Genomic DNA, 23,960 nt, shown 5'->3' on the forward strand with positions numbered 1-23,960 from the left:
TACACATCGTATTGCTGATCAGGAAATGGCATAAAATCATCGGACTGGCTGGTTGACGGAAAACGCGTGGCACCCCCATCTACGATTAATGACCAGTCTCACCATTCCGGTTCTCCTGTCCCGCCATCCTCCCGTTGAGGGGAGTGAAGGCCTTTGTTATGGGCGACAGGAAATGGAACTCAGAGCGGGGTGGGAGGCCCAGGCCGCTGGCCTGCTGACCCTTGCAAAGGGCGCGGGCTGTTCAGTCATCTACACGTCACCATCGGCCCGGTGTCTGTCTGTCGCGCGAAGACTTGAGGCGCAGACCGGGTGGCCGCTGCGTTTGGATGACCGGTTACTGGAGCTGAATTTTGGCCAGTGGGAAGGGCTATCTTGGAATGTTGTGCCAAGGGTAGCTCTCGATAGCTGGGCCGAAGATCCTGAAGGGTTTTCTCCCCCCAAAGGTGAAAGTGGGCGAGCGCTACAGGAGCGTGCGCAGTCTTTCTGGGCAGACCTCGTTCAGGCTGGAGAGGCCGCATTAGTGATTTCGCACGGCGGCCCACTTCGTCTCCTTGATGGGCTTGCCAAAGGAGAGAGGGCCAACCTGCTAGCACCTTCAATGCCGCAGGGCAGCAGCAGGCTCTATTACGTCAGCGTTTGATCCACTGACGTCGGTCCGGGTTTCTTGTTTCCCAGCCCATGCGCTCCAGTTCTGGGGTTTTGGCATGGGCTGCGGGGTATCCGATGCAAAGATACGCGATAAGGTTCCATCCCGGCTCGGCATCGAGAAGGTCTGACACGTGCTCAGGCTCAAGAATGGAGACCCAGCCCAGCCCAACACCAGCCGCCGTTGCGGCCAGCCAAAACGTATGGATAGCCATCACAGCGGACCACGTCGTTGTTTCCGGCATGGTCGCACGTCCGAGACCATGTCCTTGATCCGGGAATGTTTCGCAGAAGACGGCGACATGATGCGGGGCATCATCTAATCCGGCCAGTTTGAGCGTCGCATAGGATGCTGCTTGCTCGCCTTCATATCCCTGTAGGGCTTCCCGGTTACAGGTTTCGAAGCTCTTCCGAACGGCTGCTTTTCGCGCTGGGTTTTCAACGAGCACGAAGCGCCAGGGCTCACTCAAACCAACGGAAGGCGCCAGGGTCGATGCATGCAGGAGATCATCCAGCACCGATGCGGGCAGAGGGTCCCGCTGGAAATGTCGCGTATCCCGACGCCATGTGAAAAGGCGCTCCAGATCTTTTCTGAAATCGTCTGAAAAGGCTGGTGCCGTCATGGTTTATCCGTTGCGTGCAATAGGTTTGTCAGCGCCTGCCGTCAGGACACGGGATGCCAGAGGGCCGAAGAGCAGTCCGATCGTAGCCCACAGAACGATCTGCATCCCCAAGGCTGCCTCGCGGAAACGCCAGAGCACTGTGGCCGGGAAATCTGTTGGAACTTCATTGATATCAGGCATGCCAGCTTGTACGGCGGCCACCAGAATGATGAAGACACCAAGAGAGGCTAGCACACCGTTCCAGTGGCCCAGGCGCCGGATGAGTGGTCGGCTGACCATATAGGATGCCGCTGCCGCGCAAAGCGATAAAGCGATCATACCGAAATAGGCTCCGGTTCGTAGGCCGATGGTGGATGGAAGGCCAACAGCAGGCGGATTGGGAGGATATTTCAGGTCTGGCACCAGCACGAACACAATGAATGCCGCGGCTGCCAGAAGTGTTGATAAGGCCCGCGGCGAAAAGCGGCCTGCGCGACCGTACGCAAAAGCAAAAATGGTCGCGAAAATGCCACCGTAGGCCGCGCCATACATAATGGCAGCGGTGAGAAGCCCGAAAGAGGCCTGAACGCCTCGGCTGATAATTTCCGGTTCAGGCGGATCGCCAGCAGCGAGGTCTTTCGCGCTCTCGAATGCAATCGCAAGATTGACCTGCGGCTCTCCAAAAAAACGTGCAAACACGAACGCAAGCAATGCGGCAGCAATCCCGGCAATCATGCCGCGGCTCAAAAGACGACCTGTCATGAAACTATGCTGCGTTTAGTGGCAGGGGAAGCCGAGAAGATGGCGCCCATCATGAACAAATTCATGAACCGCATGCCCTGAAATCAGAGACGTCGCGCCTTGTTCTGCACCAACAAAATAAAGCAGCAGAAGGCTGAGCACGACCGTAAAGGCAGCCCATGGAAGGAGCGTGCGGATCGGTAGCGCAACCGGTGCGGTGATGCTGGCGGGCAGGTGGGACGGGGAAAGGCTCTGGCTCATAATAGGCTCCGCTGGAAAAGCGCGTTCTGCGGTGGAAAATTGATAAAGGAGGTCTGGCTTCGCAACGTGATTTCACGAGCATTACAGTGGCGCGACCGCACCGGATTTGCGCCGGCTTCTCCCTGCTTCCGCTAGGAGAGAGGATGTAGCGTTTCGTGAGAAAGTGTCAACTTTTCCATGCTGAGGCCAGCACTGTCAGGAGAACGCACTCGGCAAAACTGGCCGTTGCTCCCAGCACGTCTCCTGTATATCCGCCGAGTAGTTTTCGGGCGACGGCGCGAACTCCAAGCATCGTGCACAGTGCGGCAAGAAGAGTTTGGAGGCCCAGTTGTGCGGGAAGGAAAATCACCGTCACGCAAAAGCCGGAAAATAACGCGCCTAGCAGCTGATCCCTTGTCAGGCTGGAGAGCTGCTGTGCCAGCCCATTGTCACGAGCAGGCTTTGTGAGGAACGTCAGAAGAGGGAGTACTGCGCGGGAGAGCGCTCCCGTGACAGCCATTGCCGGCATGACCATTGCAGTAGGCAGCGCTGCTAATGCCTCAACGCGGACGATCAAGCTGATGCCCAGAGCCAGCGCACCATAGCTGCCGATACGACTATCGCGCATGATGGTCAGGCGCTTTTCAGGAGTATGGCCTCCACCACAGCCGTCCGCCATATCCGCCAGTCCGTCTTCGTGCAGGCCTCCGGTTAAGAGAACTTGTAGGCCGACGCTCCAGGCCGACGCTACCAGAGGGGGAACACTCAAGGCGCTCAGCAGCAAGAACATTGATGCGCTGAGAATACCGACAAGCGCCCCGACCAGGGGCCAGCACCAGACAGACCGCGCCAGAGACCAGCCTTCTCCGCTAACGCGCAGCCATCCCAAGGGAAGGCGGGTCAGCAGGCCCGCACCACAGGCGATGTCTTCTCGAATGGTGCGCCAAAGCCTCATTGAATGGAGACTTCTGATTGGGAAACGGCAGCCTCTGCGAACGTCGCCATACCGTTGTGGCAGGCCAATGCCGCTCTGAGGATGGGAATGGCAACGGCAGACCCAGATCCCTCTCCAAGGCGCAAGCCCAGGTCCAGTATTGGTTTCAGCCTGAGGGCATCTGCCAGCTTGCGGTGACCAGCCTCAGCGGAACAATGCGAGAGCTGTGTGTGGTCGAGTGCTGAGGCGGTCAGTTTGATCAATGGCAGCACGGCTGCGGTACAGACGAAGCCGTCAAGCAGAACCGGGATACGATGGTGTCTGGCGGCCAGAACACTTCCGAGTATGGCGGCTAGTTCGTAACCACCCAGACAACGTGCGGCATCCAAGGGGTCGTTAAGTGACGCCGCGTGTGCACACAGAGCCTCATCAATAACAGAAGCCTTGAGGTTAACGCCCGCCTGATCGAGACCTGTTCCGCGTCCTGCCCAGTCCGCGCCTGTGCCCCCCAGAAGTGCTGCGCAAAGTGCGGCGGAGGGGGTTGTGTTGCCAATACCCATTTCGCCTGGGCAAAACAGATCCAGCGCGGGGGATACGGCGGTGTATCCGACCGAGACCGCATCAAGGAATTCCTCGTTGCTCATAGCTGGGAACTCTGTGAAATCTGCTGTGGCCTTTAGATTTCGGACGGGCACAACAGCAAGGTCCGCACCTGCATTCCGGGCAAGCTGATTGATTGCTGCGCCGCCACGCTGGAAATTCGACCCCATCTGGGCCGTAACATCCGAAGGCCACGGAGATACCCCCCGACGGACCACACCATGATTGCCTGCAAAAATCGTTATCTGAACGTGTTCTAACGTTGGTTTCTGATGGCCTTGCCATTCACCGAGCCAAATGGACAGCTCTTCCAACCGCCCGAGGCTGCCGGGAGGTTTGGTCAGAGTTGTGTCTCGCTCCGCTATCAAGGCGGCGACTTTCGGGTCGGGCTCTGGAAGTGTCAGGCAGGCAGTGCGAAGTTCTGCCATGCTGGCGAAAGGAGGCTGACAGGGCGAGGGCATGATGTGCGGTGGCATGAGAGGTCTTTTGTGCTGTTATCAGGGACCATGCAAGAAGAAGGCGCAGGAGACATTGTGGCACAGACCATCATGCAAACAGGACTACCGGATGTGTCACTGGTCCTCGGGGGCGCCAGGTCAGGAAAAAGCCGGATCGCTGAGGCCCTTATCACTGACCTTCCGGCGCCTTGGATCTACCTCGCGACCGGTCAGGCTTTTGATGAGGAAATGCAGGCCAGGATAGATTTGCACCGTACCACCCGTGGGAACAAAGGCTGGCGTACAGTTGAAGAGCCATTTGATATCGCAGGTGTTTTACAGGCCGAGCAGCGCGCGCCGGTCCTGGTTGATTGCCTGACTTTATGGCTGACAAATCTCATTCTGGAAGATCGTAATATTCACACGGCGACGAAAGATCTTCTCGAGGCGTTGCAAACACGGAAAGGCCGGACCGTTCTTGTGGGCAACGAGGTAGGGCTCGGAATTGTCCCGGACAATGCCCTGGCGCGGCGTTTCCGCGATGAAGCGGGTCTTCTTCATCAGAAGATCGCCGCAGTCGCCGGAGAAGTGCTGTTCGTGGCGGCGGGTTTGTCTTTGAAAATGAAATGAGCCCATTTCCCGGACTTTGACACGCTTTCATCCCAGAGATAGGAGAGGGTTTGATGGTTCCTCTGAGAAGAGGATGAAAAGGGAAGCTGGTGCGGCCTTAGAAATAGGTCAAACCCGGCACTGCCCCCGCAACTGTGGACGGTTTTCTGTCCTGCCAGTCTTTCTTTCAGGAAAGGCAGCCACTGGATTTCGATCTGGGAAGGCCCGGTGGGAGAGGAGGTGCTAATGGCGCCTCAGCCGTGAGTCAGGAGACCTGCCATCTGAGCCAAGTGTCATGATCCGGCGGGGTGCCCGGACCGTGAGGGCGCGCCATCATGTGCGTGTCACTTTCGCGACTGCGAAGGCCTTTCATCGCGCCTTTTGTTATGCCGTTGTGGCTGCAAGAGAGACGAATCTATGGCAGATACCCTGCCTTATGCTGAAGCGGGCCAGTCATCCGTTTCGCCAGTTTTCCACGTCTGTGTGACGTGTCGTCGCGGTCTACCGGTTGGGAATGACCCTGTTCAGGGGCGGCAGCTCTACGATGCCTTGCTTGACCAGGCTGCTGAAGGCGATTTCAGCGTCCAGCCCGTTGAATGTATGGCAGCCTGTAGCCGAGGCTGTATTGCCACGCTTTCCATGCCGGAAAAATGGACTTTTGTTCTAGGTGAACTTGGTCCGGAAAAGCTGTCTGACCTGCTGGCTTACCTTCAGCTTTACCGAGCATCGAAAACCGGAACAGTGATGCCGTCAAAGCGACCTGCATCGCTTTCTGATATGGTTATCGCCCGACTTCCATCTTCATTGTCTGCTTCACAGGAACTTTCATGATGTCCCAGACTGTTTCAGGCTCAGGTCGCAAGATTCCGGTTACGATCATCACGGGTTTTCTGGGTGCAGGGAAAACAACCCTTCTGCGAAATCTTCTCGCACAGGCTGATGGGCGCCGTATTGCAATCGTCGTGAACGAGTTCGGTTCACTTGGGATTGACGGTGAAATTCTACGGTCCTGCGGGATCGAAGGATGTGCTGACGAGGATATCGTCGAGCTCACCAACGGATGCCTCTGCTGCACGGTTGCAGACGACTTCATTCCGACCATGGAGGCTCTGATCGATCGTCCTGATCCGCCAGAGCACATCGTGATCGAGACATCTGGCCTTGCGCTGCCCAAGCCTCTTCTCAAGGCATTCAGCTGGCCCGGGATTCGTACCCGCATGACCGTTGATGGTGTGATTACGCTGGTGGATGCACCCGCTGTTGCCGCGGGTCGCTTTGCGGACGATCCGGAAGCTGTTGCTGCACAGCAGGCTGCCGACCCTTCTCTGGATCATGATAATCCGTTGGCTGAAGTCTATGAAGATCAGTTGAATGCGGCGGATCTGATTGTTCTGAACAAGACTGATCTTTTGGACGAAGTCGGGATTGATGCGGTTGAAAAGGGCATTACAGAGGCTGTGCCGCGGAAAGTTATTACGCTGCGCGCAGTAGAGGGACGCCTGGACCCCGCTGTTCTGCTGGGGATTGGTGCCGGTGCCGAAGACGATCTTCAAGCGCGCCCGTCCAATCATGATGGCGCAGATGATCACGAGCATGATGACTTCGAGAGTTTCGTCGTGGTCCTTCCGGAGCAGAAAAGTGCTGAAGCGTTACTCAAACGCCTGAGCGAGGTTGCGGGGCAATTCGATATCCTTCGTATGAAAGGCTTTGCAGCCGTGCAGGGTAAGAAAATGCGATTGGCCGTGCAGGGGGTCGGGACCCGTTTCCGTCATGAATTTGATGTGCCTCTCGCAGATGCAGGCCGGGACGGGCGCCTCGTCGTAATTGGCCAGACAGGCCTAGACCGCGCAGCCATCGAAGCCGCACTGCTGGCGGACTGACCTGATGCATCTGCTTGTCCGGGAACGACACGGAATAGACGATCAGGACGTGGCCGAGGATCTCGGTCATGCGCCTGCTGACGTCGTGTTTCTGTCCTTTTCGGATAGCGATCTTCTGGCGCTTGAGAGGGCCTATTCCCGTCTGAATGAGCAGACCCCGACCGGTGCAGGTTTTTCGTTACGGCTGGTCAGTCTTGCTCGCCTCAGACACCCCATGTCGGTCGATTTATACGTTGAGCAGACCATAGCATCTTCTCGCTGCGTCATCGCACGGCTTCTGGGTGGCGTGGATTACTGGCGCTATGGGGCGGAAGAAATCCGGAATTTTTGTAGCAGGAACAGCATTCCACTGGCTCTGTTGCCCGGAGATGCCCGCCAGGATGCACGGCTTAAAGAGTGGTCAAGCGTCGAAGCAGAAAACCATTCCAGACTCACGGGGTTTTTGAGGGAAGGTGGTCCTGAGAATGCGCGTCGTGCCCTTTTGCTCATGGCTCATCTTGCCGGACATGGAGATGACGTTTCAGGACAACCCGCAGCGCTTCCCCCAGCTGGAATTTATCGCCAGACGACTGCGGATTTTCCTTTAAGAAGCACAATCGTTTTCTACCGCGCTCACCTTCTGGCTGCCGATACAGCAGCGATTGACGGTCTTGCCGATGAACTGGAAAAGTCCGGGGTCGCGACAGATGTTCTATATGTCGCATCGCTGAAGAACCCGGATGTTGCCGAGTGGATTCAAAGCCACCTGATTGAAACCCAGCCAGACATTATTCTGAACGCGACTTTCTTTGCTGCGCGAGGGAAAGAGGGGGCATCTCCTCTTGATATTGCTGCTGTTCCGGTTCTTCAAATTTTGCAGCCTAGTGTGACAGCCTCGGCATGGGCTGAGAGCGGACGCGGCCTGTCGCAGTCCGACCTCGCCATGCAGGTCGTTTTACCAGAACTTGATGGGCGGATTTCTTCGTCTCCGATCTCCTTCAAATCCGAAACAGTTCCGGGGGATGCGGCAAGGCATATGCCCTTTCAACAGGGTATTGCCGCTGCCGCAGAGCAGGCTCTCGCATGGGCAAGGCTTAAAAAAACGCTCCCGCGCGAGAAGCGTCTTGCGATCGTCCTTTCTGATTATCCCGGTGCGGATGGACAGACTGCACACGCCGTCGGGTTAGATACTTTTGCCAGCCTTGAATCCATCTTGAAGGCCTTGAAACAGGCAGGGTATGACTGTGGAGCTGCGAAAAGTCCCGCCAGTATGGCGTTGGTGGAGGCTTTGTGTGAAGACCTGCCGCAGCCCTGCTTGTCTCTGAACGATTATAACGAACTCTTTGCGCGCTTGCCCGCTCCCTTCCGGGACGCTGTGACCCAGAGTTGGGGCACCTCTGCGGAAGACCCCGCCGTTCAGGACGGTTCATTTTGTCTTAAATTCGTTGTGCTTGGTAACATCCTAGTCGCTGTCCAGCCCGATCGTGGCAGCGCGCAGGACCGTAAAGCCCAGTACCACGACCCTGATACACCCCCACGCCATGCCTATATCGCGTTCCACCTCTGGCTACGTCATGTCTGCCAGACAGATGCCATGGTTCATCTTGGAACGCATGGCACACTCGAATGGCTGCCCGGCAAAGCTGTAGCGCTTTCCAATCAGTGCGCTCCCGCCGTTCTTCGCGGCGCTTTGCCGGTTCTGTATCCCTTTATCGTCAACAATCCGGGAGAAGCAGCTTCGGCGAAACGTCGTCTCGGCGCAGTCACCATCGGACATATGACACCGCCTGTTATGAAGGCCGGACTTGATCCGGACATGGCAGAGCTGGAACAACTGATCGATGAGTTTGCAGAGGCTGATGGTCTGGACAGGCGTCGTGGCGCCATTCTGAAGCGTGATATTCTGGACCGAGCCACGCGCATGGGGCTTTTGAGCGAAAGTGGCGTCAAAGCGGGGGAAGGTGACGAAGCAGAGGCTCTGGCGCGGCTGGATGCTTATCTATGTGATGTGAAGGACCTTCAGATCCGTGATGGTCTGCATGTTTTCGGTCAAGTAGCACCACATGCCGAAAAATTAGCCGAAATGGTGTCTTCTGTCGCACAGGTGCCGCAGCAAACGGTTGCTACTCTGATCGAAGCCAGCGCAGATGCGGAAATGAAGGCACTTCTGGCCGGGCTGGAGGGACAGTTCATTCAACCCGGTCCGTCTGGTGCTCCGACACGTGGGCGAGTAGACGTTCTGCCGACTGGCCGCAATCTTTTCACGCTTGATCCGAGAGCTGTTCCCACGGCTTCTGCTGTGGAGCTGGCCCGAACGCAGGCAAAGCAGATTCTGCTGTGTCATTTGCAGAACGAGGGCGAGCCGCTTCAAAGCATCGTTATAGATCTATGGGGTTCCTCCACCCTGCGCACGGGAGGAGAGGATCTGGCGCTGGCTCTGATCCTGATGGGAGTTCAACCTACGTGGGATGCGTCGAGTGGTCGGGTATCAGGATTTGAAATTACACCGCTGGCTGTTCTCGATCGTCCACGTGTCGATGTGACACTTCGGATTTCAGGATTGTTCCGGGACGCCTTTCCGGCACAGATTTCTCTTTTCGATCAGGTGGTTGAAGCTGTTTCCTGTTTGGAGGAAGGCGAGGAATGGAACCCGTTGTCTGCCCGTGTGAGAAATCTGGAAGGTGATGCTCGAAAAATTGCTGGAGCGCGGATTTTCGGTGCAGCGCCCGGTACGTACGGGACAGGCATTGAAGACGCTCTCACGCGGAGTAACTGGGAAGACCAATCTGAGCTCGGTCACTCCTATCTGGACGACAATGACTGGATGTATGGTGGCGGTCGTGACGGGACACGTAGCAGCGCAGCATTGGCCCAAAATCTGGCACGGGCAGATGCAATCCTGCATGTGCAGGACCATGCAGAGACGGATATTCTCGAAAGTCCGGATTTTGCTGCTCATGAGGGTGGGCTTGCAGCGGCGGCAGCTCTGCTAGGGGCCGATCCCGTCCTTTGGCATGGCGACACGTCCCGTGCGGACGCGCCCCGTCTTCGGAGCGTTGAAGACGAAGTGAAACGCATCGTTCGAGGGCGTCTGGCCAATCCCCGTTGGCTGGCAGGGATGCAGCGGCATGACTATCGGGGAGGCGCCGAAATTGCCCGGGGACTGGACGCGCTCTGCGCTTTCGCCGCGACCCTTTCTGTTCGGTTCGACCAACAGTTTGACTTGGTATTTGCCGCAACGCTTGGCGATGACACCTGTGATACTTTCCTGAAAAGCGCTAACCCCCAGGCACGTCAGGCAATGCGCACGCGGTTTCAGGACATGATCCGTCGAAGCCTCTGGCACCCGCGCCTGAATAGCGTGTCTGCGGTGTTGGAGAGTGGGAGCGAATGACAGTCCCCCCCCTTGTTCGCGGCTGGTGTCCGGATATGTTCGCGCCGATGGAAGCACGAGACGGATATCTGGTCCGTATCCGTTCCCCGCTCGGTGGTTTTGAGGGGCCACAAGTGCTGGCTATTGCAGAGCTGGCACGACGTTTCGGAAACGGCGTTGTTGAGCTGACCAATCGTGGCAACGTGCAGTTGCGGGGATTTTCTTCGACTGGTGCAAAACTCGCGTTAAAAAGCGCACTGGCAGAAGGGCTTGTAGATCCTGATCCAGCGAAAGAGCGCCGAAGGGCCATTCTGGTTTCATCCCTTGCTGGCTTGGATCCTGCATGTAATCCGGAGACGTTGGACGTCGCCCAGTCGCTTCAGACGGCGCTTCTTGAAGAAAACGCATTGTCGGCGCTGAGCGGCAAGTTCGGTTGGGCCGTTGATGGTGGCGGGTATGTTCCAGAAGGCACGTTATCAGCGGATATTGCCCTTCAGTCCCGCCCGGATGGATGGTCAGTTGTCTGTGGTGCTATGGAAACCGGAGTGCTGGATAACGCTCGGGCTGTCAGAGCAGTCGTGGTGATGTCCCGGATTTGTGCAGAAAATTCTGACCTTGGCCGACCATCGCGAGACACCGATACAGCAGCATTCGTCCTCGCGAAGGCCGGGCTAGAGGGAATTCCGTGCAAACGGCAAGGTACTTGTCCGGTGTCTCTCATAGGGCCATTGCCGGGGAAGGTCATGGGCGTTGGTGTGCCATTCGGCCGATGCCATACCAAAGACTTTGAGGTCCTTGTCGAACTTACCGGGACATCACGTCTGCGGATCACACCTTGGCGTAGTGTTCTTCTGCCGCAGCAGGACGGAACATGGCCCGGCTTCATCACCAATTTGGAAGATCCATTGTTGCGAGTGGAAGCCTGTATTGGCCGTTCCGGGTGTGCGAAAGCCACCGCAGATGTTGTCGAGACAGCCTCGGCTCTGGCATCTGATGTGCCGCCCGGCTGTGTGCTGCATGTTTCAGGCTGCATAAAGGGGTGTGCGCATCCCCGTGCGGCAGATATGACGCTTGTTGCTGATGACGAGCATTATGAGGTTGTGCGCAATGGGCGCACAACAGACAGGCCATCATGGCACGATAGGGATATTCCGCAGATACGGACCTTGTTGCGTCATGAATTGAAGGAGACACAGGTTTGAGCGCCGGACCCTCTTCCTACGACTATATTCGGGATGGCGCGGCCATTTATGCCCGGTCTTTCGCAACGATCCGTGCAGAGGCCGATCTGTCGGGTTTTACGCCTGAACAGTCCAAAATCGCAGTGCGCATTATTCATGCATGCGGAATGGTGGAGGTCGCAGGGTCAGTCGCCATGACGTCTGATCTTGTTAGCAAAGCGCGTGCAGCGTTGCAGGCGGGTAAGCCAATCCTGTGTGATTCCGAGATGGTCGCCCATGGTGTTACGCGCGCCCGGTTGCCAGCCAATAATGCCGTTATCTGCACGTTGCGCGATGAACGGACGCCAGATCTTGCCAGACAAATTGGTAATACGCGCTCTGCCGCAGCTCTTGATCTTTGGGGCGATCAGATTGAAGGGGCTGTTGTAGCGATTGGCAACGCTCCGACAGCGCTTTTTCACCTTCTCGAGCTCATTGATGCAGGTGGCCCGCGCCCCGCAGCAATTATCGGTATGCCTGTTGGCTTTGTAGGGGCCGCAGAGTCCAAGGATGCACTGGCGGCGCGGCCTGACCTTGCACATGTCATTGTACGTGGCCGGCTGGGCGGAAGCGCCATGGCTGCCGCTGCCCTAAACGCCCTTGCCAGCGAGGCAGAATGACAGCTGCAACAGTTTACGTCGTTGGCGTAGGGCCGGGTGATCCGGAACTTATGACGCTCAAGGCAGCGCGGGTCATTTCAACAACTCCCGTCATCGCCTATTTTTGCCGCCATGACAAAATGGGCCATGCGCGGAAAATCGCTGACTCGCACATTACGCCGGGCGCGAAAGAGCTGCGTTTTGCGTACCCCTTTACGACGGAGCGCCTCGTTAATGATCCGTCCTATCATACTGATATGTCGTCGTTTTACGATGAGTGTGCGAAGCAGATTGCGATCGAAATAGAGGCTGGTCGGAGCGTTGCTCTTCTTTGTGAGGGAGACCCATTTCTGTATGGGTCCGCCATGTATGTGTTTGATCGGCTTGAGCCTGTCGGACCCTGCGAAGTCATCCCCGGAATCACAGGAATGAGTGGATGCTGGACGCAAGCGGCACTCCCCATGACGCATGGTGATGATGTCTTGTGCGTCCTGCCTGCCACTATGCCGGAAGATGATCTGGCTCAGTGGCTGAAGCAGGCTGATGCAGCCGTGGTGATGAAACTGGGACGCAATCTTCCGAAGCTTCGCACAGCACTGGAACGTGCGGGGCGATTGCAGGACGCCGTCTATGTGGAGCGGGGGACGCAGGAAGAGGCCCGTGTTCTGCCACTGAATGACATGGATGGTGCAGCTCCATATTTCTCTCTGGCGTTGTTGCCAGGGCGCCGGGGTGTCCGGTGAGCCAGATCTTCGTCATTGGTCTCGGGCCGGGAAAGCCCAGCCAGCGAACGCCTGAGGCTGAAGAGGCACTTGCTCAGGCAACAGATGTCATAGGATATGGTCCATACGTGGATCGTGTGGATCTGCCAGCTCATATCACTCGTCATCCATCGGATAATCGTGTCGAACTGGATCGCGCTCGCCATGCCCTCGAACTTGCAGAACAGGGGCGTTGTGTGGCGATCGTGTCAGGCGGGGATGCGGGCGTGTTTGGCATGGCAAGCGCCCTGTTTGAAGCCATCGATCACGAACCAGATCGATGGAATGGTATGAATGTCAGGGTCATTCCCGGTGTTTCCGCCGTTCTGGCTGCCGCAGCCCGTATTGGCGCGCCCCTCGGAGGCGATTTCTGCGTCATGTCCCTGTCTGATAATCTCAAGCCCTGGGAGACAGTCTGCCGGCGCCTGACTTTGGCCGCGCAGGCGGGCTTCGTTATTGCGCTCTACAACCCCCGTTCAAAGGCACGTCCCTGGCAGTTGGGCGAGGCTTTCGAAGTGKTGCGTCAGGAATTGTCTGGAACGGTGCCTGTTGCCTTCGCAAGGGCTATTGGAAGGACTGATGAAAGGCTGCACCTAACCGATCTGAGCCATGCTGATCCTGAACTGGTGGATATGAGTACACTTGTTCTGATCGGGACCATTCTGACACGTCGCATCGTGCGGCCGGATGGGCAGGCATGGCTTTATACGTCCCGGTCTGTGCCCGCGTGATAATGGCGTTCCAACCAGCTCAGCGCTTCTTCGACGGTCGTGACACTCTCCGCTGGCGGCAGCGTCGGGCGGTCAATCATGATAACGGGCAATTTCAACGCTCTGGCGGCAATCAGCTTGGCAGCCGTCGCATCAGCTCCAGCATTCTTGGTCACGAGAACCTGCACAGAGTGGTCTCTCATGAGCGCGATTTCGCTGTCCACCGTGAACGGAGGGCGGGCAAGCAGAAGCGTGACGTTAGGCGGCAGGGACAAGGGATCAGGCTGGTCGATACTGCGCAGAATGTAGTGATGATGCGGAGCCTTCTGGAACGGCAGCAGGTCCTTGCGGCCCGTCGTCAGAAAGACAGTGCGCGCGGCCGCCCCCAGCGCTTCTACAGCGGCATCAATACTGGGAACGAACGTCCATTGATCGTCAAGCTGGGCTTTCCAGCTAGGGCGGTCTATCCGAAGCAGAGGACGGCCCATTCGTACACATGCCGTCACGGCGTGTCGGCTCATTTGTGCGGCGAACGGATGAGTCGCGGACACCACTGCATCAATGTTCTCTGTAGCCAAGAACGTTTCCAGCCCCGAAATGCCGCCAAATCCGCCAATGCGCACAGGGATTCCGGGAAGAACTGGATTTTTCGTCACGCCAGCGAGAGAAAAGACTGGCTCGAAATCCTTTCTTTCCGCGAGATGTTGCGCCAGTTGGTTGGCCTGTGTCGTGCCGCCAAGGATCAGAACGCGCATGGATTTGGTTCCTTTGCCGGAGCAGGCCGATGAAGACTCCATGGCTGAGCGTTATCGGAATTGGCGAGGATGGTGTCGAGGGGCTTTCGTCTCTCGCACGTCAGATCGTTCGCCAGGCCGAGTTTGTGATTGGCGGTGAAAGGCATCTTGAACTGGCTGCGAGTTTGATCTCCGGGCAAGCTGAACCTTGGGGTTCACCGTTTTCATCTGGAGTGCGCCGTGTTCTTGAACGGCGCGGACGATCCGTCACCGTTCTCGCATCCGGGGACCCGTTCTGCTTTGGTGTGGGAAGCACGTTGGTACGCCATATTCCGCCAGAGGAAATGCTCTGTGTGCCAGCGCCGTCTTCAATATCCTGGGCCTGCGGGCGCCTTGGATGGGCTGAACAGGACGTGCGTGTCGTGTCGCTCTGTGGGCGCCCGATTGAGACATTGGTCCCGCACCTTCAGCGGACTATGCGGCTGATTGGTTTGTCAGAAGACGGTAGCACGCCGAGAAAAGTCAGTCAGTTTTTGACTGGGCGAGGCTTTGGGCCCTCTCGCATTCATGTCATGGAACGGGTAGGCGGGCTCAATGAGCAGTCGCGTGTAATCGTGGCTTCGGACGGGCTCGAAGATGTCGATCCTCTGAACCTTATGGGAATTGAAATCGAGGCGGCTCCAGGGGCGAAGATGATCCCCCTTTCCAGCGGTTTAGAGGACGATCTGTTTGAGCATGACGGGCAGATTACCAAGCGTGAAATTCGTGCGGTTACGCTTTCAACATTAGCCCCGCATCCCGGAGAACTCCTTTGGGACATTGGTGGAGGGGCCGGGTCTGTCGCCATTGAGTGGATGCTTCATCATCCCGCCAATCGGGCCATCGTCATTGAGAAAAATCCACTTCGGGCGGCGAGAATAGCGAGGAATGCCCTGAAATTGGGTGTGCCGGGACTAAAGATTGTGGAAGGCACTGCGCCTGATGCTTTGCCTGATCTTGAAAGACCAGACGTCGTTTTCATAGGCGGAGGGCTGGCGCAAGTGGATATTTTCATGCAGGCGAGAGCCGCACTCCCTGTTGGCGGACGTCTTGTTGCCAATGCCGTAACGCTGGAAGGTGAAGCGGTTCTATCCGCTCAATATACGCGCTATGGCGGGACGCTAACACGGATCGGCATTGAACGGCTTGATGCTGTGGGTGGGCTGCATGCTTTCCGGCCCGCCATGCGTGTGACGCAATATGCGACAGTGATTTCTGAGGACAGGTTATGATCGTCGCGGGTATCGGCTGTCGACCAAGAGTGGACGAACAATCCCTGCTGGATATTGTCATGCACGTGACGTCTGGCCGCAGGTTCGATCGGCTTGCTGCTCCGGAGTTCAGAAAAGCAGAGCCAGCCATTCCGGAGCTGGCAAAACGTTTGAATGTTGAGCTTGTGTGGATTGATACGGAAAGCCTGACAGAGCGTCAGGTAGAGTGCGAAACCCATTCCGCAATTGCTTTTGAAAAGACAGGATTCAGCTCGGTGGCGGAGGCTTGCGCGCTGGCCGGTGCCGGGCCAAAAAGCCGTTTGATCGTTATGCGGCAGAGTGGAAAAGACGTGACCTGTGCCCTTGCGCAGTCAGTTGAGACATGAGGAAAGAGAACGGATGACGGTTCATTTTATTGGTGCAGGACCGGGCGCCGCTGATCTTCTGACGCTGCGAGGCCGCAATCTTTTGGCCTCATGTAAAGTCTGTCTGTATGCGGGGTCTATCGTCCCGGCGGAAATGCTGGAGCACTGCCCACAGGACGCCCGCAAGGTGAATACTGCGCCGTTATCGCTGGACCAGATCGAGCAGGAATACATCCGGGCACACGCTAAAGGGCAGGACGTCGCGCGTCTTCATTCTGGGGATCTGTCCATCTATAGCGCAGTGGCCGAACAGACACGCCGCCTGGATAGGCTGGGTATTTCCTGGACAATGACGCCGGGGGTGCCTGCATTTGCGGCAGCGGCATCTGTCTTGGGGCGGGAACTCACTGTTCCGGAAGTTGCCCAGACAGTCGTGCTGACGCGCGTCAGTGGCCGAGCGTCTTCCATGCCAGCGCGTGAAACACTCTCAGCCTATGCTGCGACCGGCGCTACACTGGCCATTCATCTGGCAGTGCATGCGCTGGACCGTATCGTTACGGAATTGCTGCCACATTACGGACCGGAGTGCCCTGTGGCGGTGGTGGCACGGGCAAGCTGGCCGGACCAGATGACCATTCGCGCCACACTTGGCACTCTTCTTAAAAAAGCGGCAACTGACCCAGTGGAGCGTACTGCTCTTGTTTTGGTTGGCCCCGCGCTTGCGGTGGATGAATTTCGGGAGAGTGCGCTTTATGATCCGGATTATCAGCGCCGGTTCAGGTCTGGATCATCAGCCGGATGACTGCGTCCTACGCAGTTGCCTTGTCGGTCAAAAACCATAACGTCCAGAGCAATACTGTTGTCTTCCAGAACGCTGCTGGCAAACTGGTACGCAGCCTGTGCGATGTGATTGCCCAGCGGAATATTCTGCCCGGCAGCAAGAAGAAATGCTTCTGCGACCGTGGGGGAAACTGCAATAGCATCGGCCAACTCCGCGCTCGCGCCTGCCTGCATTGCCAGCGCGGCAAGAGCTGGCATATCTACGGTCCCTCGCTTGGAATGCAGATCCATCCGCCCCTGAGCCAGCTTGGTCATTTTGGCGATGCCTCCGCCGATTGTAAGGCGAGGGACCGGGTGTCGACGAATATATTTCAGGACGCCACCTGCAAAGTCACCCATTTCGATCAGCGCTGTTTCAGGCAACCCATAGAACGCCTGAACAGCGCGTTCGGAAACATTTCCTGTGGTCGCGGCCAGATGGGGCAGATGCAGTGCGCGCGCGACGTCGATCCCGCGATGAATACTGTCAATCCAGGCCGAGCAGGAGAAGGGAACGACAATTCCCGTTGTGCCAAGAATGGACAACCCGCCCACAATGCCCAGCCGACTATTCAGCGTTKTTCTGGCCAGCGTAACGCCATTTTCAACGCTGATTGTGACCTCAGCGGAGGCCCCCTGAAGTGCGAGACAGATCATCTGGCGGGGGACGGGGTTAATGGCCGGTTCACCCGGCGGAAGGGGGAGACCCGGGCGCGTAATTGTTCCAACACCATCGCCTGCGCGAAAAATAATATCTTGCCCCTTAGGCAATGGGCGCACATCTGCCCGGATAAGGGCGCCGTGCGTGACATCGGGGTCGTCTCCGGCATCCTTGACGACCGCTGCCCAAGCGCCCGTTTTGTTCATCCCATGAGCAGCCAGTGCAAACGCCGCCTGTTTGCCTCCAGGCAGCGTGATGGACACGGGATCAGGAAATGTTCCAGTCTGGAGCGCTATCCATGCAGCTTTGGCCGCAGCGGTCGCGCAGCTTCCGGTCGTCCAGCCATATCGCAGAGGGGAGCCTTGGGCAGTCATCGGAGACAGGATACGATATTTCATGCTGAAAGCGAGACATGCCATCGGAAAGGATCGCTGATATGACCCGCGCGATCATGATTGCCGCGCCTCGCTCAGGGGGGGGTAAAACGACGGCCACGCTTGGTATTCTGTCAGCTCTGAGGGCCAGAAATATCGAAATTCAGGCCGCCAAAACAGGCCCGGATTATATTGATCCAGCGTTCCATGAGGTTGTAACCGGGCGTTCCAGCTTGAACCTCGATAGCTGGGTGATGATGCCTGAGCTTCTCGAAAGCATGTTGGCGCGTGCGGCTGAAGGTGCGGATCTTTTGGTCGTTGAATCTGCTATGGGGCTGTTCGACGGCTTGCTGGGGCCTGCTGACGCGCGCGGTGCACCGTCCGATATTGCGGCTCGTTTTGGTATTCCGGTTATTCTTGTGCTGGATGTATCAGGGCAGGGCCAGTCTGCTGCGGCCATTGCTCACGGTTTCGCCACGCTCGATCCCGCTCTGCATGTTGCCGGTGTCATCCTCAATCAGGTTGCGTCCCCACGGCATCTGGCTATGGCCCGTGAGGCCATTCTGGCCGCAGGCATCCCCGTTTTGGGTGCATACATGCGGGACACCACTCTGAAACTTCCGGAGCGACATCTTGGCCTTGTGCAGGCACGGGAACAAGACACACTGAAAGACCTTCTTGTTAGCCTACGGGAGAGGACGGAAAATTCGCTTGACCTCGATGCCATCATGGCCGCGGCAGCACCTCTCGATATTGAGGATCATGGCTGTGTTGCCATAAATCCTCCGGGGCAAAGGATCGCGGTTGCCGATGATGCCGCGTTTTCGTTCCTTTATGGGCATGTGGCGCAGAGTTGGAGGAATGCAGGAGCCGAACTTGTTCCGTTTTCTCCGCTGGCAGATCAAGGGCCAGATGAAGACTGTGATGTCTGCTGGCTTCCGGGGGGATATCCGGAGTTACATGCTGAACAACTGGCGGCATCCCGTCACTTTCAATCCCGTTTGGTGAAGTTCTCGGAGACACGACCAGTTCATGGAGAATGCGGAGGCTTCATGGCGCTGGGAGAGTTTCTGGAAGATGCAAACGGTGTGACGCATAAGATGGTGGGCCTTCTGGGGCACGGAACCAGTTTTGCGAAGCGTAAAATGAATCTGGGATATCGTGAGGCGATACTGGCAACAGACTGCGCGCTGGGGTCAAAAGGCAGTATCTTTCGGGGACACGAATTTCATTATGCCCGCGTGATCCAAGCCGGAGCAGACGAGCCTCTCGCAACCTTGAGAGACGGCTACGGCAATGATCTTGGGATGGCCGGAGGCTGTCGTGGACTGGTGTCCGGATCATTTTTTCACGTGATGGCACGTAGAGACAGGAAGTGAGCATGAACACCACGGATGATGCGGCCCGGCACCGGGAAAAAATGCAGAAACGCAAAGACGTGCAGGACAAGGAAGTTGCGTCAAAGACTGTCGAAAAAGGCGTTCTGGCGGTTCACACAGGCCCGGGGAAAGGTAAGTCTACCGCAGCATTTGGTCTCGCGCTGCGTGCGCTAGGCCATGGAAAGCGGGTTGTTGTTGTGCAGTTTATCAAGGGCGCCTGGGTGACTGGAGAGCGCGCTGCGTTGGAACGCTTTGACGATCTGGTAGAGTGGCACACGATGGGCGAGGGGTTCACTTGGGAAACGCAGGATCGCTCAAAGGATATTGCTGCCTGCGCCCGGGCGTGGGAGGTGGCGCAAGCTGCCCTGAAACGCGACGATGTTGCTCTTGTGGTTCTCGATGAACTGAATATCGCCCTGCGATACGACTATCTGCCACTGGAGCAGGTTCTGGAAGACCTGAAGGCGCGTCCTGACATGCAGCATGTCGTCATAACCGGGCGCAATGCCAAACCAGCCCTTGTGGAAGCTGCGGATCTGGTAACGGAAATGACACTGGTAAAACATCATTTCAGTGCAGGTGTGAAAGCTCAGGCCGGGTTCGAATTCTGATGACGCAGCGGAAGCGCCCTAGGGCTCTTATGTTTCAGGGAACGGGCTCCAGCGTTGGGAAATCTGTGCTTGTTGCAGGGATTGCCCGAGCCCTGATACGACGTGGCCTTACAGTGCGCCCGTTCAAGCCTCAGAACATGTCAAACAACGCCGCCGTGACCAGAGACGGAGGCGAAATTGGGCGTGCCCAGGCGCTTCAGGCCCGGGCCTGTGGGGTTCTTCCCACCGTGGACATGAATCCTGTGCTGTTGAAGCCTCAGAGCGAGACAGGATCCCAGCTGGTGGTTCGGGGGAAAGTGCGAGGAACCGTGCGGGCTCGTGCTTATCAGGACGTCAAGACAACTCTTATGCCAGACGTGTTGTCCGCGTTTCGCACTTTGGCGGCAGAAGCTGATATCGTTTTGATTGAAGGGGCCGGATCGGCTTCAGAGGTCAATCTGCGGACAAACGACATTGCTAATATGGGTTTTGCCGAAGCTGCCGATGTGGACGTCGTGCTCATTGGTGATATCGACCGGGGGGGCGTGATTGCCAGCCTTGTGGGAACAAAAATGGTGCTGTCAGGGCAGGATGCAGGGCGGATCAAAGGGTTTATCGTAAACAAAATGCGTGGAGACGCCTCGCTTTTTACCGATGGCATGACCACTATTTCACGCCAGACGGGGTGGGAAAAGCTTGGTCTCGTCACACACTGTACGCATGTTGGTGACCTTCCCGCTGAAGACGCATCTGATCTTGTGAACGAAACGCCAGTAGGCGACGGCTTACGGGTTGTCGTGCCGCAGCTACCCACGATCGCCAATTTCGATGATTTAGACCCCTTGCGATCTGATCCGGGCGTCACTCTGGAGATCGTGGCACCTGGTCGGCCCCTTCCAGTTTGTGACCTTGTGATCATACCAGGCTCCAAGGCGACTATTTCTGATCTGGCATTTTTCAAGAAACAGGGATGGGACATAGACCTGAAGGCGCATATCCGGCGTGGCGGTCGTGTTCTTGGTATTTGCGGTGGGTATCAAATGCTTGGAAAATCCATTGAGGACAAGGATGGGATCGAAGGCCCCCCGGGTCTCGTCGAGGGCTTGTGCTTGCTGGACGTGCAGACGGTTCTGACAAATGATAAGTGTTTGACAGAAGTGAGTGGATTACTGGTGCCGGAAGGGACCCCGCTCACTGGCTATGAAATTCATGTCGGGCGAACTGCTGGTCCTGATACTCAGAGGCCATTTGCAACGGTAGACGGTGAGCCTGAAGGTGCCGTTTCGCCAGACGGACGCGTTTGGGGAACCTATCTGCATGGGGTTCTGTCTGGTGGAGATGCGCGGAAAGCTCTTCTTTCACGTGTAGGGGGCGCCGGGCATTCTGACCTTCAGGATCATGGTGAGCGGGTTGAGGCCGCGCTGGATGCCTGGGCGGACCATCTTGAAGCCTGCATTGATCTGGATGCGCTTCTTACATTGGCTCGACCTGTCTAATCCTTCACAACCAGAACAGAAGGGTGAGCAGGACCAGCACTGCTCCCTGAATGAAGCAGGCCCGACGGTAGAGGGTGAGAGCTCGCCAGAGGTCGTCAGCGGTTGGCGTGGCACGGCCTTCGCCCATCCATGAATCTTCGACTAGAAGGCCGTTATAAACTCTGGGGCCAGCAAGCTTGAGGCCCAACGCACCTGCCATGGCAGCTTCCGGCCAACCGGCGTTTGGGGAGCGATGGTGGCCTGCATCTCGCCGGACTGCTCGAAATGCCTCAGTCGGGTTAGTATCGCGCATCGTGAGTGCTGCCAAAACAAGCCATAGAGCGGATAGACGGGAGGCGGGAAGGTTCACCAGATCGTCCAACTTCGCAGAAGCCCACCCAAAGGCTTTGTGTCGAAGCGTGAGGTGACCGATCATGCTGTCTGCTGTGTTAATTGATTTGTAAGCGGTTGCGCCTGGCAGACCACAGAGGGCAGTCCAGAAAAGTGGCGCAACAACGCCATCGGAAAAATTCTCAGCCAGACTTTCAATAGCCGCGCGTACTACGCCCGCTTCATCAAGTTGCTCAGGATCACGGCCAACAATTATGGAAACCGCTTTCCTGCCACCTGCCAGTCCCGCTGTCTGCAGGCCAGTGTGGACCGCTCGGACATGTTCCCACAGGGAACGTTGGGCAATCAGAGTGCTGGCCATAATTCCTTCCATCCCCCAGGCAAGTAGAGGGGAAAACAGAAGGTGCATGCACTGAAGGGCCATGCAGACAACTAGGAGCGGAAAGCCAACGAGGATCGTCAGGCAGACCATTCCCCATAACCGTTGCCGGAAAGCGCTATCCTGCGAGCGGTTGAGCGAACGATCCAGTCGCGCAATAAGGGCACCAATCCACATGACTGGATGGCCAATCTTGCGAAAAAGCCAATTCGGATAACCGAAAGCGGCTTCAATCGCACAGGCCAGACAGGCAACGGACAGTGTGTGGGACAGGAGGGAGAAAGTCATGGGCCTGTGTGTTTCATCCGGATGGCTTGATCTAGCATGATGCGATCGGTGCTGGAAAACATGCCGGTGCATGGGGGGCAGGTGCGGCAGGTGATGTCGCGTTTCCCGCAGGCCCCGAGGCCTTTCATAGACCTTTCCACGGGCATTAGTCCTTACGAGTACCCCCTTTCTCCCGTAGAGATGTCCATGCTCACCCGGCTACCGGAAACAGCAGATGAGGCGGCGCTCCTAAAAGCAGCAGCGGCAGCTTACGGTGTGCCGAATGAAGACATGATTGTAGCGGGGCCGGGCACACAGTTGCTTATCGCTTTGTTGCCCTTGGTGCTGAAGGCAGAAAACGTCTTCATTTTCGGACCCACCTATTCTGGCCACGAACAGGCATGGAGAAACGCAGGGGTCAATGTGTCGATCGTGACGGATCTTCAGTCCTTAAGAGCTGCCGCAGGGCAGGCAGGGGCTGTGTGCGTAGTCTGTAATCCGAATAATCCAGACGGTCGATGTCTGCCTGTCGAGACGCTTCTGGAACTCTCAAAGCGCTGTGCAGTCTCCGGCGGGTGGTTAATCGTAGATGAGGCGTATGCGGATTTCGAGCATGAAAGTGCTGCCGCATCTTTCCCGCAAACCGGCCTTCTGGTTTTGCGCTCTTTTGGGAAAACCTACGGATTGCCGGGCGTACGGCTTGGTTTCCTTATTGCGTCTGACGGAACGGCGGATCAACTTCGGAAGCTGATAGGGGATTGGGCGGTCAGCACCCTGGCACTCTCCGCAGGACGTCAAGCCCTGTCGGATCAGGACTGGCTGGGTAGAACGAAAGCGCGGTTGGAGCAGGACGCGCAACGTCTTGCAAAAATCTTAAAACGGGCGGGTCTGATCATTAAAGGAAACACGCTTCTGTTCTGTCTGGTCAGTTCAGATGAGGCGGCTTCTCTATGGGCATTCCTCTGTGGATGCGGCATCGTGACCCGCGCGTTCCCGGAGCGCCCAACGGAACTGCGATTTGGTCTGCCGCGGGATAGTGCTGGTTGGGATCGTCTAGAGCGCGCGCTTCAGGAATGGTCAAAGCTCGTAAAATGAAGCTGTTCTGTTTTGCTCTCCCCCCATACCCGTCTGTGAAGCGGAGCGTTTTCCCCGAAAGCGGTGAACAACGTAACACAGAGTGCCTGGAAGGGAGTTTTTGGCCAAAGTCCCTGCCCATCCTGACAGGGTGCAACTCTGATGCAGCATGGCTTGAGGCTCATTCCGAGTGTCCTGTTACCGTGGATGAGCGACTTAGGGGCCATGACTATGGTGATTGGTGCGGACAGAGCCTTAAAACCCTATCGCCAGTAAGTCTGTCACAATGGATGATGGACCCCGATTTTTCACCGCCGGCTGGTGAGAGCCGGACCAAAATGTATGCCCGTCTTGCCGGGTGGCTATCAGACATCAGGGAGGCGCAAAATCCCGTAATTTTGGGGGTGGACGCTGAGGTCGTGCGAGCCCTGACTTTGCTGACAATGGGCCTGAATGCAGAAGCGGTGGGGAAGCTGGATATTCTTCCGCAGAGTTGGAGCGTCCTGTCTTTTTACAGGACGTGGCGGGTCCAGGCCGTTTCCGTTCCGAACAATAGAATAACGTTTGAAGTTATTTTCGGCTCAGAAAACGATCGTTAATCCAAGCGGCTGCGCCGACGGCAACAAGAATGGGCCCGAGAATAAAAAGTACAGCCACAAGGGCCACCAGAATAATAATACCAAAAGACATTTTATTTTTCTCCTTATTCAGAACGGGAACTGTTACGTTCTGAATCACGTTTGCCATAGTTCCTGCGCATATTCGCCAAGTTTATGCTTCACGATAACCTCTGAAAAGGGGAATGATATGCGTTATTTTCTCATGATTCTACTGGGGGCTGTCGTCACCCGTTTCTGGCTGCGGATAGCCTCTGTTCAAACTGTCCGACGGGTCGCTGCACCCGTGCCGGCT

General features: G+C 56.8%; 25 protein-coding genes and 1 riboswitch. Of the genes, 17 read left to right on the forward strand and 8 right to left on the reverse strand.

What is annotated here, in order from left to right; genetic code table 11:
• Window positions 1–88 precede the first annotated feature (88 nt).
• A complete protein-coding gene (locus tag KP708_RS02420; protein WP_215750234.1) occupies window positions 89–640 on the forward strand; it encodes a histidine phosphatase family protein in 552 nt (183 codons plus the stop codon).
• Here KP708_RS02420 and bluB read toward each other — a convergent pair.
• The 5 genes from bluB to cobT all read right to left on the reverse strand — a co-directional run bounded on the left by bluB (window position 630) and on the right by cobT (window position 4,223).
• Window positions 630–1,268, reverse strand: a complete 639-nt coding sequence (gene bluB, locus KP708_RS02425; protein WP_215750236.1) for a 5,6-dimethylbenzimidazole synthase — start codon at window positions 1,266–1,268, stop codon at window positions 630–632. The two genes, KP708_RS02420 and bluB, sit on opposite strands and share 11 nt — an antisense overlap.
• Window positions 1,269–1,271: 3 nt before the next feature.
• Window positions 1,272–2,009: a CbtA family protein gene (locus KP708_RS02430; RefSeq protein WP_215750238.1), complete on the reverse strand. Its 738-nt coding sequence runs from the start codon at window positions 2,007–2,009 to the stop codon at window positions 1,272–1,274.
• Window positions 2,010–2,024: 15 nt separating this feature from the next.
• Entirely contained in the window at window positions 2,025–2,249 is a 225-nt protein-coding gene (locus KP708_RS02435) for a CbtB domain-containing protein (protein WP_215750240.1), read from the reverse strand.
• A gap of 166 nt (window positions 2,250–2,415) precedes the next feature.
• Entirely contained in the window at window positions 2,416–3,183 is a 768-nt protein-coding gene (cobS, locus tag KP708_RS02440) for an adenosylcobinamide-GDP ribazoletransferase (RefSeq protein ID WP_215750242.1), read from the reverse strand.
• The gene (cobT, locus tag KP708_RS02445; protein ID WP_215750520.1) at window positions 3,180–4,223 is read right to left on the reverse strand and encodes a nicotinate-nucleotide--dimethylbenzimidazole phosphoribosyltransferase; all 1,044 of its coding nucleotides are present in this window, start codon (window positions 4,221–4,223) and stop codon (window positions 3,180–3,182) included. The genes cobS and cobT overlap by 4 nt, the downstream gene beginning before the upstream one ends.
• A gap of 45 nt (window positions 4,224–4,268) precedes the next feature.
• Here cobT and cobU point away from each other — a divergent pair, with 45 nt between their 5' ends.
• The 8 genes from cobU to cobJ all read left to right on the forward strand — a co-directional run bounded on the left by cobU (window position 4,269) and on the right by cobJ (window position 13,351).
• A complete protein-coding gene (cobU, locus tag KP708_RS02450; RefSeq protein WP_371822722.1) occupies window positions 4,269–4,829 on the forward strand; it encodes a bifunctional adenosylcobinamide kinase/adenosylcobinamide-phosphate guanylyltransferase in 561 nt (186 codons plus the stop codon).
• 37 nt (window positions 4,830–4,866) lie between these two features.
• Window positions 4,867–5,105: riboswitch (cobalamin riboswitch) on the forward strand.
• A gap of 120 nt (window positions 5,106–5,225) precedes the next feature.
• The gene (locus KP708_RS02455; protein ID WP_215750244.1) at window positions 5,226–5,639 is read left to right on the forward strand and encodes a DUF1636 domain-containing protein; all 414 of its coding nucleotides are present in this window, start codon (window positions 5,226–5,228) and stop codon (window positions 5,637–5,639) included.
• On the forward strand, window positions 5,636–6,688 hold the full coding sequence (gene cobW / locus KP708_RS02460) for a cobalamin biosynthesis protein CobW (RefSeq protein WP_215750246.1): 1,053 nt from the start codon (window positions 5,636–5,638) through the stop codon (window positions 6,686–6,688). Before KP708_RS02455 ends, cobW begins: the two co-directional genes overlap by 4 nt.
• A 4-nt stretch (window positions 6,689–6,692) precedes the next feature.
• The gene (gene cobN / locus KP708_RS02465) at window positions 6,693–10,061 is read left to right on the forward strand and encodes a cobaltochelatase subunit CobN (RefSeq protein ID WP_215750247.1); all 3,369 of its coding nucleotides are present in this window, start codon (window positions 6,693–6,695) and stop codon (window positions 10,059–10,061) included.
• Entirely contained in the window at window positions 10,058–11,242 is a 1,185-nt protein-coding gene (cobG, locus tag KP708_RS02470; protein ID WP_215750248.1) for a precorrin-3B synthase, read from the forward strand. Before cobN ends, cobG begins: the two co-directional genes overlap by 4 nt.
• Window positions 11,239–11,880, forward strand: a complete 642-nt coding sequence (locus KP708_RS02475; RefSeq protein WP_202207942.1) for a precorrin-8X methylmutase — start codon at window positions 11,239–11,241, stop codon at window positions 11,878–11,880. The genes cobG and KP708_RS02475 overlap by 4 nt, the downstream gene beginning before the upstream one ends.
• Window positions 11,877–12,602, forward strand: coding sequence for a precorrin-2 C(20)-methyltransferase (locus tag KP708_RS02480; RefSeq protein WP_215750249.1), 726 nt, complete (start codon window positions 11,877–11,879; stop codon window positions 12,600–12,602). Before KP708_RS02475 ends, KP708_RS02480 begins: the two co-directional genes overlap by 4 nt.
• Entirely contained in the window at window positions 12,599–13,351 is a 753-nt protein-coding gene (gene cobJ / locus KP708_RS02485; protein ID WP_215757137.1) for a precorrin-3B C(17)-methyltransferase, read from the forward strand. Before KP708_RS02480 ends, cobJ begins: the two co-directional genes overlap by 4 nt.
• Here cobJ and KP708_RS02490 read toward each other — a convergent pair.
• Complete coding sequence (locus tag KP708_RS02490) at window positions 13,324–14,085, reverse strand: cobalt-precorrin-6A reductase (RefSeq protein ID WP_215750251.1); 762 nt, start codon at window positions 14,083–14,085, stop codon at window positions 13,324–13,326. The genes cobJ and KP708_RS02490 overlap by 28 nt on opposite strands.
• Before the next feature lie 29 nt (window positions 14,086–14,114).
• On the opposite strand from KP708_RS02490, the gene cbiE reads away from it, so the two are divergent.
• The 3 genes from cbiE to cobM are packed head-to-tail and all read left to right on the forward strand — an operon-like array spanning window position 14,115 to window position 16,481.
• Window positions 14,115–15,335, forward strand: coding sequence for a precorrin-6y C5,15-methyltransferase (decarboxylating) subunit CbiE (cbiE, locus tag KP708_RS02495; protein ID WP_215750252.1), 1,221 nt, complete (start codon window positions 14,115–14,117; stop codon window positions 15,333–15,335).
• Window positions 15,332–15,700, forward strand: a complete 369-nt coding sequence (locus KP708_RS02500; protein ID WP_215750253.1) for a cobalamin biosynthesis protein — start codon at window positions 15,332–15,334, stop codon at window positions 15,698–15,700. The genes cbiE and KP708_RS02500 overlap by 4 nt, the downstream gene beginning before the upstream one ends.
• Before the next feature lie 13 nt (window positions 15,701–15,713).
• Entirely contained in the window at window positions 15,714–16,481 is a 768-nt protein-coding gene (cobM, locus tag KP708_RS02505; RefSeq protein ID WP_215750254.1) for a precorrin-4 C(11)-methyltransferase, read from the forward strand.
• Here cobM and KP708_RS02510 read toward each other — a convergent pair.
• On the reverse strand, window positions 16,445–17,533 hold the full coding sequence (locus KP708_RS02510; RefSeq protein ID WP_215757153.1) for a cobalt-precorrin-5B (C(1))-methyltransferase: 1,089 nt from the start codon (window positions 17,531–17,533) through the stop codon (window positions 16,445–16,447). The two genes, cobM and KP708_RS02510, sit on opposite strands and share 37 nt — an antisense overlap.
• A 62-nt stretch (window positions 17,534–17,595) precedes the next feature.
• Here KP708_RS02510 and KP708_RS02515 point away from each other — a divergent pair, with 62 nt between their 5' ends.
• The 3 genes from KP708_RS02515 to KP708_RS02525 are packed head-to-tail and all read left to right on the forward strand — an operon-like array spanning window position 17,596 to window position 20,998.
• Window positions 17,596–18,912, forward strand: coding sequence for a cobyrinate a,c-diamide synthase (locus KP708_RS02515; RefSeq protein WP_215750255.1), 1,317 nt, complete (start codon window positions 17,596–17,598; stop codon window positions 18,910–18,912).
• A gap of 2 nt (window positions 18,913–18,914) precedes the next feature.
• Entirely contained in the window at window positions 18,915–19,523 is a 609-nt protein-coding gene (gene cobO / locus KP708_RS02520) for a cob(I)yrinic acid a,c-diamide adenosyltransferase (protein ID WP_211510999.1), read from the forward strand.
• A gap of 29 nt (window positions 19,524–19,552) precedes the next feature.
• Window positions 19,553–20,998 carry a cobyric acid synthase gene (locus KP708_RS02525; RefSeq protein WP_215750523.1) on the forward strand — a complete coding sequence of 482 codons (1,446 nt, stop codon included), beginning with the start codon at window positions 19,553–19,555 and terminating at the stop codon, window positions 20,996–20,998.
• 4 nt (window positions 20,999–21,002) lie between these two features.
• Here the strand turns inward: KP708_RS02525 and cbiB are convergent, their stop codons facing one another.
• Window positions 21,003–21,995 carry an adenosylcobinamide-phosphate synthase CbiB gene (gene cbiB, locus KP708_RS02530; protein ID WP_215750256.1) on the reverse strand — a complete coding sequence of 331 codons (993 nt, stop codon included), beginning with the start codon at window positions 21,993–21,995 and terminating at the stop codon, window positions 21,003–21,005.
• 36 nt (window positions 21,996–22,031) lie between these two features.
• Between cbiB and cobD the strand changes: the two genes are divergently transcribed.
• The gene (gene cobD / locus KP708_RS02535) at window positions 22,032–23,069 is read left to right on the forward strand and encodes a threonine-phosphate decarboxylase CobD (protein ID WP_215750257.1); all 1,038 of its coding nucleotides are present in this window, start codon (window positions 22,032–22,034) and stop codon (window positions 23,067–23,069) included.
• Entirely contained in the window at window positions 23,066–23,647 is a 582-nt protein-coding gene (locus KP708_RS02540) for a histidine phosphatase family protein (protein WP_215750258.1), read from the forward strand. Before cobD ends, KP708_RS02540 begins: the two co-directional genes overlap by 4 nt.
• The last annotated feature ends 313 nt before the right edge of the window (window positions 23,648–23,960 follow it).

The organism is Gluconobacter sp. P5H9_a (assembly GCF_018812085.1).
Taxonomy (GTDB): Bacteria; Pseudomonadota; Alphaproteobacteria; order Acetobacterales; family Acetobacteraceae; genus Gluconobacter.

What these genes read in the sequence shown, in the direction of transcription:
- cobM (WP_215750254.1), top strand. Translation starts at nt 15,714, where the DNA reads ATGACGGTTCATTTTATTGGTGCAGGACCGGGCGCCGCTGATCTTCTG.
- bluB (WP_215750236.1), bottom strand. Translation starts at nt 1,268, where the DNA reads ATGACGGCACCAGCCTTTTCAGACGATTTCAGAAAAGATCTGGAGCGC.
- cobN (WP_215750247.1), top strand. Translation starts at nt 6,693, where the DNA reads ATGCATCTGCTTGTCCGGGAACGACACGGAATAGACGATCAGGACGTG.
- cobS (WP_215750242.1), bottom strand. Translation starts at nt 3,183, where the DNA reads ATGAGGCTTTGGCGCACCATTCGAGAAGACATCGCCTGTGGTGCGGGC.
- KP708_RS02540 (WP_215750258.1), top strand. Translation starts at nt 23,066, where the DNA reads ATGAAGCTGTTCTGTTTTGCTCTCCCCCCATACCCGTCTGTGAAGCGG.
- KP708_RS02500 (WP_215750253.1), top strand. Translation starts at nt 15,332, where the DNA reads ATGATCGTCGCGGGTATCGGCTGTCGACCAAGAGTGGACGAACAATCC.
- KP708_RS02490 (WP_215750251.1), bottom strand. Translation starts at nt 14,085, where the DNA reads ATGCGCGTTCTGATCCTTGGCGGCACGACACAGGCCAACCAACTGGCG.
- KP708_RS02525 (WP_215750523.1), top strand. Translation starts at nt 19,553, where the DNA reads ATGTTTCAGGGAACGGGCTCCAGCGTTGGGAAATCTGTGCTTGTTGCA.
- cbiB (WP_215750256.1), bottom strand. Translation starts at nt 21,995, where the DNA reads ATGACTTTCTCCCTCCTGTCCCACACACTGTCCGTTGCCTGTCTGGCC.
- KP708_RS02515 (WP_215750255.1), top strand. Translation starts at nt 17,596, where the DNA reads ATGACCCGCGCGATCATGATTGCCGCGCCTCGCTCAGGGGGGGGTAAA.
- KP708_RS02455 (WP_215750244.1), top strand. Translation starts at nt 5,226, where the DNA reads ATGGCAGATACCCTGCCTTATGCTGAAGCGGGCCAGTCATCCGTTTCG.
- cobD (WP_215750257.1), top strand. Translation starts at nt 22,032, where the DNA reads ATGATGCGATCGGTGCTGGAAAACATGCCGGTGCATGGGGGGCAGGTG.
- KP708_RS02430 (WP_215750238.1), bottom strand. Translation starts at nt 2,009, where the DNA reads ATGACAGGTCGTCTTTTGAGCCGCGGCATGATTGCCGGGATTGCTGCC.
- cobG (WP_215750248.1), top strand. Translation starts at nt 10,058, where the DNA reads ATGACAGTCCCCCCCCTTGTTCGCGGCTGGTGTCCGGATATGTTCGCG.
- cbiE (WP_215750252.1), top strand. Translation starts at nt 14,115, where the DNA reads ATGAAGACTCCATGGCTGAGCGTTATCGGAATTGGCGAGGATGGTGTC.
- cobT (WP_215750520.1), bottom strand. Translation starts at nt 4,223, where the DNA reads ATGCCCTCGCCCTGTCAGCCTCCTTTCGCCAGCATGGCAGAACTTCGC.
- KP708_RS02420 (WP_215750234.1), top strand. Translation starts at nt 89, where the DNA reads ATGACCAGTCTCACCATTCCGGTTCTCCTGTCCCGCCATCCTCCCGTT.
- cobU (WP_371822722.1), top strand. Translation starts at nt 4,269, where the DNA reads ATGCAAGAAGAAGGCGCAGGAGACATTGTGGCACAGACCATCATGCAA.
- cobO (WP_211510999.1), top strand. Translation starts at nt 18,915, where the DNA reads ATGAACACCACGGATGATGCGGCCCGGCACCGGGAAAAAATGCAGAAA.
- KP708_RS02435 (WP_215750240.1), bottom strand. Translation starts at nt 2,249, where the DNA reads ATGAGCCAGAGCCTTTCCCCGTCCCACCTGCCCGCCAGCATCACCGCA.
- KP708_RS02480 (WP_215750249.1), top strand. Translation starts at nt 11,877, where the DNA reads ATGACAGCTGCAACAGTTTACGTCGTTGGCGTAGGGCCGGGTGATCCG.
- cobW (WP_215750246.1), top strand. Translation starts at nt 5,636, where the DNA reads ATGATGTCCCAGACTGTTTCAGGCTCAGGTCGCAAGATTCCGGTTACG.